The 14,362-nt window shown below is 70.0% G+C and carries 12 protein-coding genes; 9 read left to right on the top strand and 3 right to left on the bottom strand.

The window, feature by feature from the left end; all coding sequences use genetic code 11:
- The first annotated feature begins 75 nt into the window (after positions 1-75).
- Positions 76-930: a YwaF family protein gene (locus ACTH43_RS07455; protein WP_441444293.1), complete on the top strand. Its 855-nt coding sequence runs from the start codon at positions 76-78 to the stop codon at positions 928-930.
- Here ACTH43_RS07455 and ACTH43_RS07450 read toward each other — a convergent pair.
- Complete coding sequence (locus tag ACTH43_RS07450) at positions 864-4,103, bottom strand: GH92 family glycosyl hydrolase (protein ID WP_441444292.1); 3,240 nt, start codon at positions 4,101-4,103, stop codon at positions 864-866. The two genes, ACTH43_RS07455 and ACTH43_RS07450, sit on opposite strands and share 67 nt — an antisense overlap.
- Positions 4,104-4,235: 132 nt before the next feature.
- Here ACTH43_RS07450 and ACTH43_RS07445 point away from each other — a divergent pair, with 132 nt between their 5' ends.
- On the top strand, positions 4,236-4,736 hold the full coding sequence (locus ACTH43_RS07445; protein WP_441444291.1) for a hypothetical protein: 501 nt from the start codon (positions 4,236-4,238) through the stop codon (positions 4,734-4,736).
- 50 nt (positions 4,737-4,786) lie between these two features.
- Here ACTH43_RS07445 and ACTH43_RS07440 read toward each other — a convergent pair whose 3' ends face one another.
- A complete protein-coding gene (locus ACTH43_RS07440; RefSeq protein ID WP_441444290.1) occupies positions 4,787-5,395 on the bottom strand; it encodes a thymidine kinase in 609 nt (202 codons plus the stop codon).
- A gap of 89 nt (positions 5,396-5,484) precedes the next feature.
- Between ACTH43_RS07440 and ACTH43_RS07435 the strand changes: the two genes are divergently transcribed.
- The 5 genes from ACTH43_RS07435 to ACTH43_RS07415 all read left to right on the top strand — a co-directional run bounded on the left by ACTH43_RS07435 (position 5,485) and on the right by ACTH43_RS07415 (position 11,114).
- On the top strand, positions 5,485-6,135 hold the full coding sequence (locus tag ACTH43_RS07435) for a mismatch-specific DNA-glycosylase (RefSeq protein WP_441444289.1): 651 nt from the start codon (positions 5,485-5,487) through the stop codon (positions 6,133-6,135).
- Between the two features lie 206 nt (positions 6,136-6,341).
- Positions 6,342-7,700 (top strand): NtaA/DmoA family FMN-dependent monooxygenase, encoded by a 1,359-nt coding sequence (locus tag ACTH43_RS07430; protein ID WP_441444288.1) that lies wholly within the window; start codon positions 6,342-6,344, stop codon positions 7,698-7,700.
- Between the two features lie 141 nt (positions 7,701-7,841).
- Positions 7,842-8,948 carry a baeRF2 domain-containing protein gene (locus tag ACTH43_RS07425; RefSeq protein ID WP_441444287.1) on the top strand — a complete coding sequence of 369 codons (1,107 nt, stop codon included), beginning with the start codon at positions 7,842-7,844 and terminating at the stop codon, positions 8,946-8,948.
- A 197-nt stretch (positions 8,949-9,145) separates the two neighbouring features.
- Entirely contained in the window at positions 9,146-9,472 is a 327-nt protein-coding gene (locus tag ACTH43_RS07420) for a plasmid stabilization protein (protein ID WP_441444286.1), read from the top strand.
- 250 nt (positions 9,473-9,722) lie between these two features.
- Positions 9,723-11,114 (top strand): TerC family protein, encoded by a 1,392-nt coding sequence (locus ACTH43_RS07415; protein ID WP_441444285.1) that lies wholly within the window; start codon positions 9,723-9,725, stop codon positions 11,112-11,114.
- A 59-nt stretch (positions 11,115-11,173) separates the two neighbouring features.
- On the opposite strand, the gene ACTH43_RS07410 is transcribed toward ACTH43_RS07415, so the two are convergent.
- A complete protein-coding gene (locus ACTH43_RS07410) occupies positions 11,174-11,833 on the bottom strand; it encodes a lysoplasmalogenase family protein (RefSeq protein ID WP_441444284.1) in 660 nt (219 codons plus the stop codon).
- A 116-nt stretch (positions 11,834-11,949) separates the two neighbouring features.
- On the opposite strand from ACTH43_RS07410, the gene ACTH43_RS07405 reads away from it, so the two are divergent.
- Positions 11,950-12,870: a macrolide 2'-phosphotransferase gene (locus tag ACTH43_RS07405; protein ID WP_441444283.1), complete on the top strand. Its 921-nt coding sequence runs from the start codon at positions 11,950-11,952 to the stop codon at positions 12,868-12,870.
- A 311-nt stretch (positions 12,871-13,181) separates the two neighbouring features.
- Complete coding sequence (locus tag ACTH43_RS07400; RefSeq protein WP_441444282.1) at positions 13,182-14,189, top strand: transglycosylase family protein; 1,008 nt, start codon at positions 13,182-13,184, stop codon at positions 14,187-14,189.
- Positions 14,190-14,362: the final 173 nt, after the last annotated feature.

The following is a 14,362-nucleotide window of genomic DNA, read 5'->3' as shown; positions in this document are numbered from 1 at the left end:
GGAGCGAAGACGACAGACCGACGACGTCGGCCCTCGAGAGCGGCCGGAGCACTCGCCGGAGCGCAAGGAGCAGAGATGCCGGAGAGCCACAGTTCAGGCGCTCTGCTGGCCGCGGGGCCCCTCGGGCACATGCCCGCCTACGGCGCGGCCCACCTGACCATGCTCGCCTTGCTCGTGCTCGCCGCTTTCGCGCTGGTCCTCTGGGCCCGCCGCTCAGCACCGCAGCGCGTGGACCAGGTGCTCCGCATCGCAGGCTGGGTGCTGCTCGCCAACGCCGTGTTCTGGACGTCGTGGGGCTTCATGCCCTGGGCCTGGAACCTCCATGAATCCCTGCCGCTGCACTATTCCGACGCGCTGCGGTTCCTCGTGCCACTGGCCCTGATCACACAGGCCCGGTGGGCGATCGTGGTCAGCTGGTTCTGGGGCCTGACGTTGAACCTGCAGTCCGTGCTCACACCGGATGTGAACTACTTCGTGTGGATCCCGTTGGAGTTCACGCAGTACTGGATCGCGCATGGGGCGGGACTGCTGGCACCTCTGGTGCTGATCTGGGGGCTCGGCTATCGGCCCACCTGGCGGGGCTACGGACTCGCCTACGCGGTGACGGCGGCGTGGGCGGTGATCGCCTTCACCGGCAATGCTCTGACCGGCGCGAACTACGGCTACCTCAACCGGGCTCCCGCAGGGCCCTCGATCCTGGACCTGCTCGGCCCATGGCCGCAGTACCTGCTGGTCGAAGCGGTGCTGATCGCGGCGGTCTGGGCGCTGATGACCTGGCCGTGGGCGCTGCGCGACCGGCGTTCAGGCATCCCGCTCTCCGGCCGTGGCGGTGTCCTCAGGCGCCCGCTCGCGTCTCAGGCTCCTCAGGCCAGCAGCTCGATCTCCGCCAGCCGGAGCAGCCCCTCAGAGACCGTCACCACCAGGCGGTGATGGAGGCAGGGCCGGGGGTTCGCGATCTCGAAGGGGCGGGTCTGTCGGCGCCAGCGGAAGCTCTGCGCGGAACGGGCGTCGAGCACCGTCCAGTCGCGCCCGTCGTCCGATCCCTCGAGGCGCCAGGCGATCGGGTCCCCGCCGGTCTGCGCAGAGGAGGTCAGGGTGAGGAATCGGGCCTGCTGCGGCTCGCCCAGCTCCGGCAGCTCGATCACCGCGCTCGCAGTTCCGAAGGCGCGCTCGGTGCGGGAGTCGTCATCGTGCAGCGGGTCCGAGGGGTCGGCGGCGAACAGATCGCGCAGCGGCTGCGGCCGCTCCCCCGGCGTGCTCGGGGACGGGGGGATCCCTCCCCAGTCCGCGGGTTCCGCGGCGAGGCGCAGGTGCAGGCGGCCGCGCAGGTCCGCGTGGTCGATCCAGGAGTCGCGGTGCTCCCGGCCGTCCACGGTCATGCCGGTGATGCAGGTGTCCTGCGGATCCTCCGCCTGGGTGGTGATGGAGAACGGGGTCCCGCCCAGGGGATGCACGGTGGCGCGGGGGAACAGCGGCGCCACCAGGTGGTAGCGGCCGGTTCCGAGCTGCAGGGGGTACAGGCCCAGCGCTGTGAGCAGCCACCAGGCGCTCATCTCGCCGTTGTCCTCATCACCCGGGTAGCCCTGGCCGATCTGCTCGCCGACGAAGAGCCGGCGGTGCACCTCTCGCACGATCCGGGACGCCTCCTCGGGTGCTCCGACGTGGTGGAAGAGGAAGGGGATGTGGTGCGAGGGCTGGTTCGACATCCCGAACTGGCCCATCCGCACTGCGCGCGCCTCGACCATCTCGTGGATGACCGTGTCGTAGCTGCCCGGTCGGTCTGCCCGCTCCGGGGTGTCGAAGAATTCCTCGAGCCGTCCACGCAGCATCTCGCGGCCGCCGTACAGGGTGGCCAGCCCCTCCCCGTCATGCGGGACGTGGAAGGCGAAGTTCCAGCCGTCGGTCTCGGTGTAGTCCCCGCCCCAGACGCGAGGGTCATACTCCTCGGGGCTCTGCGCGAAGGCGCCATCGGCGTGGCGGCCCTGGAAGAACTCGATCGCGGGGTCGAACAGCAACGGGTAGTTCAGGCTGCGCGCCGCAAGATAGCGCGCCTCCTCGCGCAGCTGCCCGGCCGCCACCGCCTCGCCGTCGGCCTCGGCGCGCTGCGCGAGCAGCTCCGCCTGGGCGGCGAGTCCCGCGTCGTTGATGTGCGCCTCGAGCGCCCAGGACACGGACTCCTCGGTATCCGTGTCGACATAGCCGGTGAACACCGCCCGCTCGTTGCCCTTGCGCCCCACCTCGGGGAAGGGCGGGGCCACGGTGGCGTTGCGCAGCCCTGACTCGTAGGCGGAGAGCAGGTCCGGCAGCGGGACCCCTTTGACGTGGAGGTCCGCGAAGGCGATATCGCTGCTGGTGCCGGTCATGCAGTCCGCATATCCCGGCGCAGACCAGCGGGCGATCCAACCGCCCTCGCGGTACTGCTGGACGAAGCCGTCCGCGAGCTCGGCGGCGAGCTGCGGATAGAGCAGCGCATAGGCCGGCCAGGACGTCCGATAGGTGTCCCAGAAACCGTGGTTGACGTACATCTTCCCCGGAAGCACCTGCGCGTTTGTGCGGGTCGCGGTGGGGGCGCCCTTCACCGGCAGCACCGGACTCGCGTGGACCGGCTCAGGACGTTCGAGGCTGCCCGCGTTCTCCCCATGCGAGGTGGGATAGAGGTTCAGCCGATAGAGGTTGCCGTACAGGGTGCGGCGCTGAGCCGGAGCGGCATCCGGGGCGTCGATCACCTGCAGCCGCTCGGACCAGGCCGCGTGGGCGGCCGCACGGACCTCCTCGAAGCTGCGCTCGGCGAGCTCCTGGCCGAACGTGCGCCGGCACTGCTCGAGACCGAGATAGCTGGTGACCAGCCGGACCGTGACCCGACGGGTGCCGGGAGCGAAGGTCAGCACGCTGCCCCGGCTCTCACCCCGAGCCTGGTCCACGGAGACCGGCGCGGGATCCACCTGCCCCAGCAGGTACATGCGGGTGGCGCCCTCGGTGCGGACCTGACCCAGTGCCGGGGAGGAGTCGACCCATGCGTGCAGGCGGCCGTCGAAGACGGATCCCGCCGCATCGACCCGCGAGTGCTGGTCGACTCCCTCGACCAGCAGGTGCGGCGCCTCGCTCTGCTCCGGCAGGTCGATCTCACAGATCGCGCCGTGGTCTGTCGGTGCCAGGCGCAGCGTGATGCCGCCGTCCAGGGCGACCTCGTACAGGTCCGGCCGGGCAGTCTCCCGGTCATGGTCGAAGGCCCGGGCCCGGGCCGCTGGGCTCGCATCCGGCGTCGCGCCGAGCAGCGGCATCATCATCAGCTGGTGACGGTCCCCCATCCAAGGGCTGGGCTGGTGGGACAGCGCCATGCCCTGGAGCCGGGGGCGGTTGTCCGGACCGTTGGCGCGGTGGTATTCGTACGCCCACCGCCGGGTGCGCGCGTCGGTCGCCGGAGTGAAGAGAGCGAAGCCGTTGGGCAGTGCGGTCAGCGGCAGAGTGTTCCCGCGGGAGAACTCGCTCGAGGCATGGCTGCCGCGCCGGGTGTCGACCCAGGCCACCGGGTCCTCGAGGGGCGGATCCGCGCGCGGAGCCCCCAGGTACGGGCCGTCGATCCAGCCGGTGAGCATCGCGCCGTCGGCGACCCGCGAAGCATCCGGCCCGCCGATCTCCTCGAGCAGGTCACCTTCGGGATCCGCCGGGGCGTCGAGCACCATCAGCACCTCGGTGATCGTGCGGCCGACGAGATCCTCCAGGCTCAACTGCACGTCATTCCACTGGTCCGCGTAGAGGATCTTCCCGTCGCCGAGTCCGCGGGCGGTGGCGAGGGTCCCGTACTGGTCGCGGGGCGCGATGTCCGAGAGCCGGCTGCCATCGTCGAGCACCAGATCGAGAGCCACATAGGTCGCCCCCCAGGTCTGGGCCGCATCCAGCGCAGGGTGCACGAACCAGCGCAGGACATCACCGGGGGCGATGGTGCGGCCCGTCAGCTCCCGGAGACCCGGGAGGACAGGTGCCACGGCTTCGGCGCCCTCACCGGCGCTCCCTGCGTACCGCAGGGCGGACGGTGCCCGCAGCCCGGCGCCGTCCTTGCTGGTCGGTGATCCCACGGGTCCCTGGTCTGCGGTGACGATCATGCACGCCAGGCTATCGACTGCCCGTCCTCTCGCGGGCCAGGCAGGCCCGGGAGTGGGGAGTGCTCCCCATCGCACGGCAGTGCCGAGTACGGGATACTGACCGGAGACGCCACACGAACCCGGGGAGAAGTCATGGTCTACGCACAGCCGCAGCAGGGGCGCCCGCTGTCCTCGGGACCCGGTCGGCCCAAGCGCCCGATGTGGCATTGGCTGCTGGTCGCCGGCGTCGCCGCCGTCGGTCTGCTGGTGATCGCGGCCTTCGCGATCTTCATCGCCTTCCAGGTGCTCACCCGCGGTAACCCGCAGTCGACTCTCGAGGATTTCTACACCTCGCTGGAGACCACGGACTGCGAGCTGTTCATGGACTCCACCACGGAGGAGTACCGCGACGCGACCGGGTTGACGAGCTGCTCGATCTTCGAGGAGGCGCTGGGCGGGATCACCTCGATCGACTATCAGGTCGATGAGCGCATCAACCGGCAGGGATACGCGATCTTCGAGGTCACCGAGTCGTTCTCCTCGAATGGGGACGACGCCGAGGTCCAGCTGCGCTACTACGTGCGGCGCATCGACGGGCAGTGGGACCTGGACGGCATCGAAGTCGTCGAGCCGGGCGCCGAGCCGATCACCTGAGCGGGCCGTTCCTCGGAACGGCATGACGGTTCCTCCGCGCGGCAGGCGTGTCACCCGAGCGGCGTGGCGTTCCCCCCGAGCGGCTGGGCAGTGCTCCAGCGATGGCTGCGGCAGCGCGCCTGATAGGACTCGGCGCCACCGACCTGCAAGGTGGTGATCCGCTGAGCATCGGAGCCGTCATCGACGAGCCGGGTGTGGAAGGCCGCATCCGCGCCGCAGACGGTGCACACCGCAGTCAGCTTCACCACCTCCTCGGCGAGCGCCATCAGCGTGGGCAGCGGGGCGAAGGGCTCACCGTCGTAGGTGATGCACAGCCCGGCGACCTCCACCTGGATCCCGGCGTCGAGCAGCCTCTCGATCACCGGCACGATCGACGGGCCGAAGAACTGGGCCTCATCGATCGCGACCATGTGGGGTCTGTCCTCACCGGTCGGCACCTGCAGCTCCTCGGCATGCTCGAGCATGCGCGCGGGGAGCGAGCGCCCGGCGTGGGAGCTCAGCCGGTCCGCGCCGCCGCGTTCATCCAGAAGGTGGCCGACCACCTCCACCCGCAGCCCGGCCAACCGGGCCCGATGGACCCTCCGCAGCAGCTCCTCGGTCTTGCCAGCGAACATCGGACCCGCGATCACGTGCAGTCGTCCTGCCTCCATGGGGCGCATGTCCTCAGCGTACGCGCGGCCCGCAGAGCCCCACCCAGAGCGCGCGCTCCGCAGTGCATCGCGCCCGCGCTCCGCAGTACAGTGCCGGGATGAGCACACGGCGCCCCTCCCCCCTCGCGGGCCGGAAGCCGACCAAGCAGGACCTCGCCGCCTTCGCCACCCCGGATCCGGACTCGATCGACGATGTGCTGCCCGATCCGGCGCTGGACCCGCCGCTGCGGCTGCTGATCGTCGGCATCAATCCCGGTCTCTGGACCGCAGCGGTCAACGCTCCCTTCGCCCGGCCCGGCAACCGGTTCTGGCCCTCGTTGCACAGGGCCGGTCTCACCTCCCGCCTGGTCGATGCCTCCCGCGGGTTGGCTCCCGAGGACGAGCAGGATCTCCACCGACGCGGCATCGGCATCACGAATCTGATCGGTCGCGCCACGGTGCGCGCCGACGAGCTGGGGCGTGAAGAGCTGCAACGGTCCGGGACGCAGCTGATCGCACGGCTCGAGCAGCTGCGACCGCAGGCCGTCGCGATCGCGGGCATCACCGCATTCCGCTCCGCCTACTCGCTGCCCAAGGCCCGGCTCGGGCTCCAGGACCCCGCCACGGTCGCCGGCTGGCCTGCGAGCGTCGCGCTGTGGGTGGTGCCGCAGCCGAGCGGGCTGAACGCCCATGCTTCCGTGGCATCGCTCGCCGACAACTGGCGCGAGGTCGCCCGCAGCGCCGGCGTCCAGCACCACGACGAGAGCTGATCACCCTCAGCAGGCCGGGCGATCCCCGAGGGTCCCGGGATGCGTCGCTCCCGTGGCCCCGGTGAATCATGACGCCGCAGGAACGAGTGCGTCGACGTAGAGGGCGCCGTCGAATTCCCCGGTCACCGTCGTTCACAGGACGTGCGCGGCGGGGCCGCAGGGCGGATCGTGCAGGGCAGCATCCCTGACCGACGAATGGAGCCCTCGTGTCCCCCAAGCCCCTCATCCTGAACCTGTTCGAGATGAACTGCGTCGGCCATATCACCCACGGGCTGTGGCGGCTGCCCGGCAACAACCGCCATCGCTACACCGACCTCGAGTACTGGACCGAGCTCGCACAGATCGCCGAATCCGGCGGCTTCACCGCGATCTTCCTCGCCGATGTGGTGGGTGCCTATGACACCTACGGAGGCTCCGCCGAGACCGCCCTGCGGGAGGGGCTGCAGATCCCCAACAACGATCCGATGCTGGTGGTCCCCGCGATGGCCGCGGTCACCGAACGCCTCGGCTTCGGCATCACCTTCTCCACGAGCTACGAGCCGCCCTTCGCCTTCGCCCGGCGCATGTCCACCCTGGACCACCTCACCGATGGACGGGTCGGGTGGAACATCGTCACCTCCTACCTGCCCAACGCTGCGCGCAACTTCGGGCTCGCCGACGAGATCGAGCACGATCACCGCTACGAGATCGCCGACGAGTACCTCGAGGTGGTGTACAAGCTCTGGGAGGGCTCGTGGGAGGAGGACGCCGTGGTGCGTGACGCCGAGGCCGGTACCTACGCGGACCCGACCAAGGTCCACCGCATCGACCATGTCGGCGAGAACTTCTCCGTCGCCGGCCCGCATCTCTCCGAGCCCTCCCCGCAGCGCACCCCGACTCTGATCCTCGCCACTGCGTCCCCCGCGGGTGCCCTGCGCGCCGGACGCCATGCCGAGCTGGTCTTCACCCACGGCCCGTTGCTCGAGCGCACCGTCCCGGCCGTGCGCGCCGCCGCTGCGGAGGCCGGCCGCGATCCCGCAGCTCCGAAGTTCGTGGTGCAGGCGGCGGTGATCACGGCCAGCACCCAGGAGGAGGTCGACGCGAAGCTCGCCCTCTACCGGGAGCACCGCTCGATCGAGGGCATGCTCGTGCATCAGTCGGTGCCGATCCGGGCGCTCGAGCACCCGCGGGAGCGGACCATCGCCGAGGCGCTCGAGGCCGAGGGCCTGCCGGCGGACACCCCGGTGGGCCGGCGCGGTCTCTCCTCCACCGTCGGCGAGCTGCTGGACGCCGTCGACGAGGCCTGGCAGGACAGGTTCTTCGTGGCCGGCACGCCGGAGGTGGTCGCGGATGCGATCGAGCACTGGCTCGATGTGGAGGGCATCGACGGGATCAACCTGCGTCAGTACCACTCCTTCGACACCGTGCGCGACTTCGCGGAGCTGGTCTCCCCGATCCTGCGGGAGCGCGGCCGCCTGCCCGAGCTGGAGGGCACTCTGCGCCGTCGGCTGAGCGGGAGCGACCGGCTCCCGGCGGAGCATCCTGCCGCGCAGTTCCGGGGCGCCTTCACGGATCACGGGGTCTGAGTGGCGATGGGCGGGGCCGGATCCGGCCGTTTGCTTGCGGCGACCGGGCGCGCGTGGAAGTGTTGAGCGGACCCAGGCGGGGCGACGAGGCCGAGCAAGGGTGCTCGCTCCCCCGCACGTAGAGCATGTTGGAGGTCACCTGTGAAACTGCCTTGGCTCACTCCTGTCCTGGACCAGACCGGTCCCCTGATCTCGGTCCATCTCGACACCACGCGGACCGATCCGCAGGCCGCCGGCGAGCTCGAGGCGAGGTGGGCACAGCTGCGTTCCCGGCTCGGTGCGGAGGGCGCCCCGCAGGTCCTGCTCACCCAGATCGAGGACTCCGTCCTCAGCCCTTCACCACTGGGCGGTCGCCATGGGCGCTCGCTCTTCGCCTCGGACACCGAGATCCTGGTGGACCGGGTGCTGCCCGTGCCGCCGCTGCAGGAATCCGCCCACCGCGGGGAGTTCCCCACGCTGCTCCCCCTGCTCCGGCTGATCCCGTTCGCGGTCAGCCAGCTGCTGATCGTGGTGGACCGCGCAGGGGCGGACCTGCACCTGCGCTCCCCGGAGAATCCCTCGATCAGCCATGGGACCAATGGGCTGGGCGAGGACTCGACGGTCGAGGGCGGCCACGACGTGCTCCACAAGGCGAGCCTCGGAGGCGGGGCCCAGCACGGCTGGCGAGCGGACAACTACGAGGCTCGTGTCGAGGACTCCTGGGAGCGCAACGCCGACGCCGTCGCCGGCTCGGTCGAGAAGATCCTGCGCGAGCGCCAGGTCGACATGGTGATGGTCAGCGGTGATGTCCGTGCGATCGGTCTGCTGCGCGAGGCACTGGGCCGGGAGACCCGGGAGCGCCTGGTGGAGGTCCAAGGCGCAAGCCGCGGCGTCGCGCTGGACCGCGGCCCGTTCCGCGAGGAGCTGCGCCTGGTCACCGACGAGTTCATCGCGGCCCGCCAACGGGAGCTCGCGGCCCGTTTCCGGGAGAGCCAGGCCCGCGACGGCGCCTCGGTCGGCGGTGCGGCGGAGGTCTGGCAGGCCCTCTCCCGCGGACAGGTCGAGGAGCTCCTGTTCGTCGCCGGCCACGAGCCGGCGGGTATCGAGGAGCTTCTGCGCGGTGCGCTCGCCACCGATGCGGCCATCTCCGCGCTCCCGGAGGATGCCGACGGGATCCCCGAGGGTGTCGGGGCGCTGCTGCGCTGGCGCGATGAGACCACCCCGTCCAACAGCATCGGGTCCATGTCCGGAGATGCTCGCCGCGAGTGATCGCGGCCGAGGAACGGTCCACCGACGGTCGGGGCGCCTGCGCACCGGCCGTCGGTCGGCGGGCCGCTCCTGCCCCGGGGATGTCGACCGTTCGGTTCCCAGCCTCGCCCTCGTACGCGGACTGCGTGAGGATGGGGGCCCGCGGGCAGCCCGCCCGCTGAAAGCACAGCACAGCGACGATGAGAGCAGGAGTGACCATGCCCAAGGCCTGGAGCTCGAAGCGTGAACGCCAGTACGAGCACATCAAGGACAGTCAGATCGAGAGCGGCAGCTCCGAGGATGAGGCGGAGGAGATCGCTGCTCGCACCGTGAACAAGACTCGTGCCCAAGAGGGCGAGTCCGAGGAGGCGAGCCGAACCTCCACGCAGGACAAGTCCCCCTCCGAACGGGGCGGCCAGCGCTCCCACTCCGGGGCGCAGGGGCGCACCAAGGAGCAGCTCTACGCCGATGCAAAGCGTCAGGGAGTCGAAGGACGCTCGACCATGGACAAGGACGAGCTGAAGGACGCCGTCGAGGATCGGTGAGGTTGATGCCACGCCCGGGTCGCAGCACGTCCGCTGTTCTCGCCGCTGACGTCCGGCAGCCGATGTCGGCGCCGCTCCCACTCCCCGCCCAGGAACCAGCAGTACGGTGCGAGATGGCAACGGGGGAGTATCCGCCACGCTGCGGACGTCATCACGAGGACCGTCATCGGACCTCCGGGCGCAGCGGCCCGTCGAGCAGATCGACGGGTGGAGAGACTCGGGTCAGAACTCGACCCAGGAAAGCTCTCCTATGACTGTCTCCCCGCTCGTCTGGATCCTCACGATCGTGGCGGTCCTCGGCCTGCTGGCCTTCGACTACTTCTTCCATGTGCGCAAGGCGCACATCCCCACTCTGCGCGAAGCCGCGATCTGGTCCTCCATCTACGTAGGGATCGCGCTGCTGTTCGGTGTCGGGGTGCTCCTCGTCGGCGGCGGCACGATGGGCGGCGAGTACTTCGCCGGCTATGTCACCGAGAAGGCGCTCTCGGTGGACAACCTCTTCGTGTTCCTCGTGATCATGGGCGCCTTCGCGGTCCCGCGCGAGGACCAGCAGAAGGTATTGTTGTTCGGCATCACCTTCGCGATCATCGCCCGCTCCGGCATGATCGCGATCGGTGCCGCCGCGATCGACGCGTTCTCCTGGGTGTTCTACGCCTTCGGCGCGATCCTGCTGATCACCGCGGTGAAGATGATCGTCGATGAGCTGAAGGACGACTCCGGCGAGGAGGAGAAGGAGAGCTTCTTCGTCCGCGTGATCAAGAAGTTCCTCCCCGCGACGGACGAGTTCGACGGCGACAAGCTCTTCACGATCGAGAACGGCAAGCGGGTGCTCACCCCGATGCTGCTGGTGATGATCGCCATCGGCGCCACCGACCTGCTGTTCGCGCTCGACTCGATCCCGGCGATCTTCGGCCTCACCCAGAACACCTACATCGTGTTCACCGCGACCGTGTTCTCGCTGCTGGGCCTGCGCCAGCTGTACTTCCTCATCGACGGTCTCCTGGACCGCCTGGTGTACCTCTCCTACGGCCTCTCGATCATCCTCGCGTTCATCGGCGTGAAGCTCGTCTTCCACGCCCTGCACGAGAACGAACTGCCCTTCGTCAACGGCGGTGAGCCGTTCCATGGCGTCCCGGAGATCACGACCGGGTTCTCCCTCAGCGTCATCCTCGGTGTTCTCACCGTCACGGTGCTCGCCTCCCTGCTGTCACCCAAGGGCCGGGCGCAGGCGGCCGTGAACAATGCCCACCAGGAGGCGAAGGCGTACATCGAGATGTCCTATACGTCCTTCGAGGAACGGCGCCAGGGGATCTACGACCAGATGATCGCGCACGAGAAGAGGATCGACGCCCTGCCCGTGAAGTATGAGGCCATGGTCGTGGCGGAGAAGAACGTGCGGGAGCTCCTGGCGGACGCCCACCGGATCCATGAGCACCGGGCCGAGCAGGAAGAACGCGGCGAGCGCTCCGACGAGCAGCCCGGGGACCTGGTGGTCACCCGTGCCGACGGCTCGGTTGCGACGGATCCCAGCGGCAACGTCATCACGGTCGCAGAGGAGCAGGCGGCCCGCGCGACGAAGGAGGCCAAGCGCCGCGAGCGCGAGCAGGCCCGGGACGACCACGTCGCAGCGCGCAGGCGCTGAGCTGCAACAGTCCGGTGAGCGGGCGTCCTTCGGACTCCCCGAGGGGCGCCCGTTCTCCGTCAGGGACGTCGGGAAGGTGCGGGCGCTCCGCTGGCCGCCCGGCGCACCGCGACCACGACCAGCACCTGTGCCACGAGGTAGGTGGCCATCACCCAGACGTTGTGCGCCGGGAGCGTGAGCACTCCGAAGGCGTCCAGCGCGATCAGGGAGTCCGAGACCACGAACACCGCACCACCGATCGCCCCGAGCCGCCCCAGGCCGGTGGCCAGCAGAGCCATCGCACAGATCGCCGTCGCGTAGACCATGACTGCAGGCAGCAGCGCACCGGCTCCGGGGGCCGAGAGCACGACGACGACCACCGCCACGAGCAGGTAGATCCACACCGCGCGAGGCCGGCGCAGCAACGAGGCATGCCGCCATGGCCAGAAGGCGACCGCATAGACCAGCTGTGCGATCAGGAAGCTGCCCAGCATGCCGAGGAACCCGGGCTCTCCACCCACGAAGCGAGGGATCGTGTCTCCGAGCCAGGAGAAGCCGAGGGCGATCAGGGTGAGGCGCACGAGGGGCCGACGAGGCGCTGCCGTGCCCGCCCAGAGGGCTGCGGCGAGCAGCGGCATCAGCAGCACCTGGGTAAGCTCGGCGACCAGCCCGATCTCGAACCACTGCGCCGCCAGATGAATGATGCCGATCATGACCAGGACGCCCATCAGAGCTCGCATCGATGTCCCTCCGCCAGCGGTCCCGCCGGTGCCTGCTCGCATAGGACGAGAGTACGTTCCGCCTCGGCAGAGCAAAAGCACTGGTCGCCGAGGGAGGGCGGTGGCACCATGCAGGGATGCCTCCTGCCACCGCCGCCGTCCCACCCGCTGACCTGGACGCGTTGCTGGAGCTCGGCTCCGCCCATGGTCTCGACCTCGACGGCTCCACCCTGCACACCGAGGAGATCGGACTCGACTTCCGGGTGGCGATCGCCCGCGCCGCCGACGGCAAGCACTGGGTGCTGCGCATACCCCGCCGCCCCGACGTGCTCGAGCGCGCTGCGGTCGAGGGGAGGCTCCTGAAGATGGTCGGCCCGCACCTGGGGATCGCGGTCCCAGACTGGCAGATCAGCACCTCCGAGCTGATCGCCTACCCGCTGCTGCCCGGCGCCCCCGGCCTCAGCGTCGAGCGGGATGGCACAGTGATCTGGCACGTCGACATGTCTTCTCCCGTCTACGCCACCTCGCTCGGAACCGCCGTATCCCAGCTGCATGCGGTGGGTACCGAGGCGGCCGCTGCCACCGGTATCGAGGTGCGCTCACCCAGGCAGGTGCGTGAGGGCTGGCAGCGGGATCTCGAGCAGGTCGCCGCAGAATTCGAGATCTCGGCGACGCTGCGGGAGCGCTGGACCGCCTGGATCGCGGAGGACAGCTTCTGGCCGCAGCACTCGGTGCTCACCCACGGCGAGATCTATCCGGGCCACACCCTGGTCGAGGACGACCAGATCACCGCGATCCTCGACTGGACCACCGCCGCGATCGGCGATCCCGCCAAAGATCTGATGTTCCACCAGGTGAGCGCGCCGGCAGACGCCTTCGAGACAGCCCTCCAGGCATACACGGCAGGCGGCGGGCACACGTGGCCGCGACTCGCGGAGCACTGCACCGAGATGTTCTCAGCCGGACCGATCGCCTATGGGCTGTTCGCGCTGACCACCGGGGAGGCAGCGCATCGAGAGGCCGCCGCAGCGGCGCTGAACCCTCCTGCCGAGTCCTGACTCTCGAGGTCGTCCCATGCCTCGGCGCGCCGATCACCCAGTGGCCGGGGTCACAGAGCGGGAGCGGACTCACATCCGCGCGCGACGTGAGCCCCAGGGCGCCCCGTCCCGGCAGGTCACGGACAGGTAACGGGCGCTCTGCCGGTTCATCGGCACGTTCCCCTCAGGTCAAATCTCCGTCAGCACCCTCGGGGGTCCTTGATCCGGGGCCCCCCTCTCCCCGTACGGTGGCGGTCGTTCGAGACGCGAGCTCCGCCCCTGCGGATCCGCGAGACCAGCAAGACCCGCACGACCAGCGAGAGGACGTGTTCATGTCCAAGCACAGCACGCACGCCACCACGACCCCCCGAGCCTCTGCCCTGCGCAGAGGCCTGGCCCGCACCGCAGTGACCCTCGCCGGAGGCGCCGTCGTCGCCACCGGCATGCTCGCCACCGGCACCGCGGCGAACGCCGCGACCGGATGGGACGAGGTCGCCGCCTGCGAGTCCGGCGGTGACTGGTCGATCAACACCGGCAACGGCTACTACGGCGGCCTGCAGTTCTCCCAGCAGACCTGGGAGGGCTTCGGCGGAACGCAGTACGCCTCGAGCGCCGACCAGGCCTCCAAGGGCCAGCAGATCGCGGTGGCCGAGCGCGTCCTCGCCGAGCAGGGCGCTGGCGCCTGGCCCAACTGCGGCTCCGCCCTGAGCGGCGGTGCCAGCACCAGCGACGCCCCAGCGCCGTCCGAGCAGGACGAGGCCCCGAAGGAAGAAGCGCCCGAGCAGAAGCAGCAGGACTCCACCCCGAGCCGCGAGTCCGAGCAGCAGGCGAACCGCTCAACGGAGCGCGAGAGCACCGAGCCCCAGGGTGACTGGAGCTGCGACGGCGACGGCATCGCCGACAACTGCGACGAGAACGGCTTCGCCAAGGAGACCGAGAAGAAGCAGCAGCCCGAGCAGGAGCCCTCCGAGAAGGCACAGCAGGATCCTGCCCCGAAGGCTCAGCAGGAGTCCGCTCCTGCCCCGGAGAAGTCCGCAGGCGAGCCCGGCTCCAAGGCCAGCGGCGACCTCTCGGTCGCGGGCACCCTCGAGGTGGACGGGAAGATCGGCCCGGAGACCATCACGGCCCTCCAGGACTGGCTGAACGTCGAGCAGACCGGCGAGATGGACGAGGCGACCACCCTGGCGCTCCAGGGCTGGGCCGAGACCGGTCAGGACGGCGTGATCGGCGAGAAGACCGTGGCCGGCCTCCAGCACGAGGTCGGCGCCGCCCAGAACGGCTCCGACGAGATCGACGAGGACACCACCGAGGTCCTGCAGACCTTCCTGAACCTCTACTGATCCCTCCCGGCAGCTGCGATCCCACCCTGTGGGCCGCAGCCACCGCGCGGCTCCGCCGCAGCTCCCCGGACGGCCCGGCCACCCTCACCCGGGGCCCGGCCGTCCGCCGTTAGGCGAGTGCACCGCGCGCGTGCACCGCGCGCGGGCGCAGCGCGCAATGGGTGCGCGTCCGC

Origin of the sequence: Brachybacterium sp., from assembly GCF_052095815.1 — a bacterium.
Taxonomy (GTDB): domain Bacteria; phylum Actinomycetota; class Actinomycetes; order Actinomycetales; family Dermabacteraceae; genus Brachybacterium.
The sequence above is the reverse complement of the archived record's forward strand: the minus strand, read 5'-3'. Positions and strand labels throughout refer to the sequence as shown.

Excerpts from the sequence above, each read along its gene's own strand:
- ACTH43_RS07455 (WP_441444293.1), top strand. The coding sequence starts at position 76 with ATGCCGGAGAGCCACAGTTCAGGCGCTCTGCTGGCCGCGGGGCCCCTC.
- ACTH43_RS07450 (WP_441444292.1), bottom strand. The coding sequence starts at position 4,103 with ATGATCGTCACCGCAGACCAGGGACCCGTGGGATCACCGACCAGCAAG.
- ACTH43_RS07445 (WP_441444291.1), top strand. The coding sequence starts at position 4,236 with ATGGTCTACGCACAGCCGCAGCAGGGGCGCCCGCTGTCCTCGGGACCC.
- ACTH43_RS07440 (WP_441444290.1), bottom strand. The coding sequence starts at position 5,395 with ATGCGCCCCATGGAGGCAGGACGACTGCACGTGATCGCGGGTCCGATG.
- ACTH43_RS07435 (WP_441444289.1), top strand. The coding sequence starts at position 5,485 with ATGAGCACACGGCGCCCCTCCCCCCTCGCGGGCCGGAAGCCGACCAAG.
- ACTH43_RS07420 (WP_441444286.1), top strand. The coding sequence starts at position 9,146 with ATGCCCAAGGCCTGGAGCTCGAAGCGTGAACGCCAGTACGAGCACATC.
- ACTH43_RS07415 (WP_441444285.1), top strand. The coding sequence starts at position 9,723 with ATGACTGTCTCCCCGCTCGTCTGGATCCTCACGATCGTGGCGGTCCTC.
- ACTH43_RS07410 (WP_441444284.1), bottom strand. The coding sequence starts at position 11,833 with ATGCGAGCTCTGATGGGCGTCCTGGTCATGATCGGCATCATTCATCTG.
- ACTH43_RS07405 (WP_441444283.1), top strand. The coding sequence starts at position 11,950 with ATGCCTCCTGCCACCGCCGCCGTCCCACCCGCTGACCTGGACGCGTTG.
- ACTH43_RS07400 (WP_441444282.1), top strand. The coding sequence starts at position 13,182 with ATGTCCAAGCACAGCACGCACGCCACCACGACCCCCCGAGCCTCTGCC.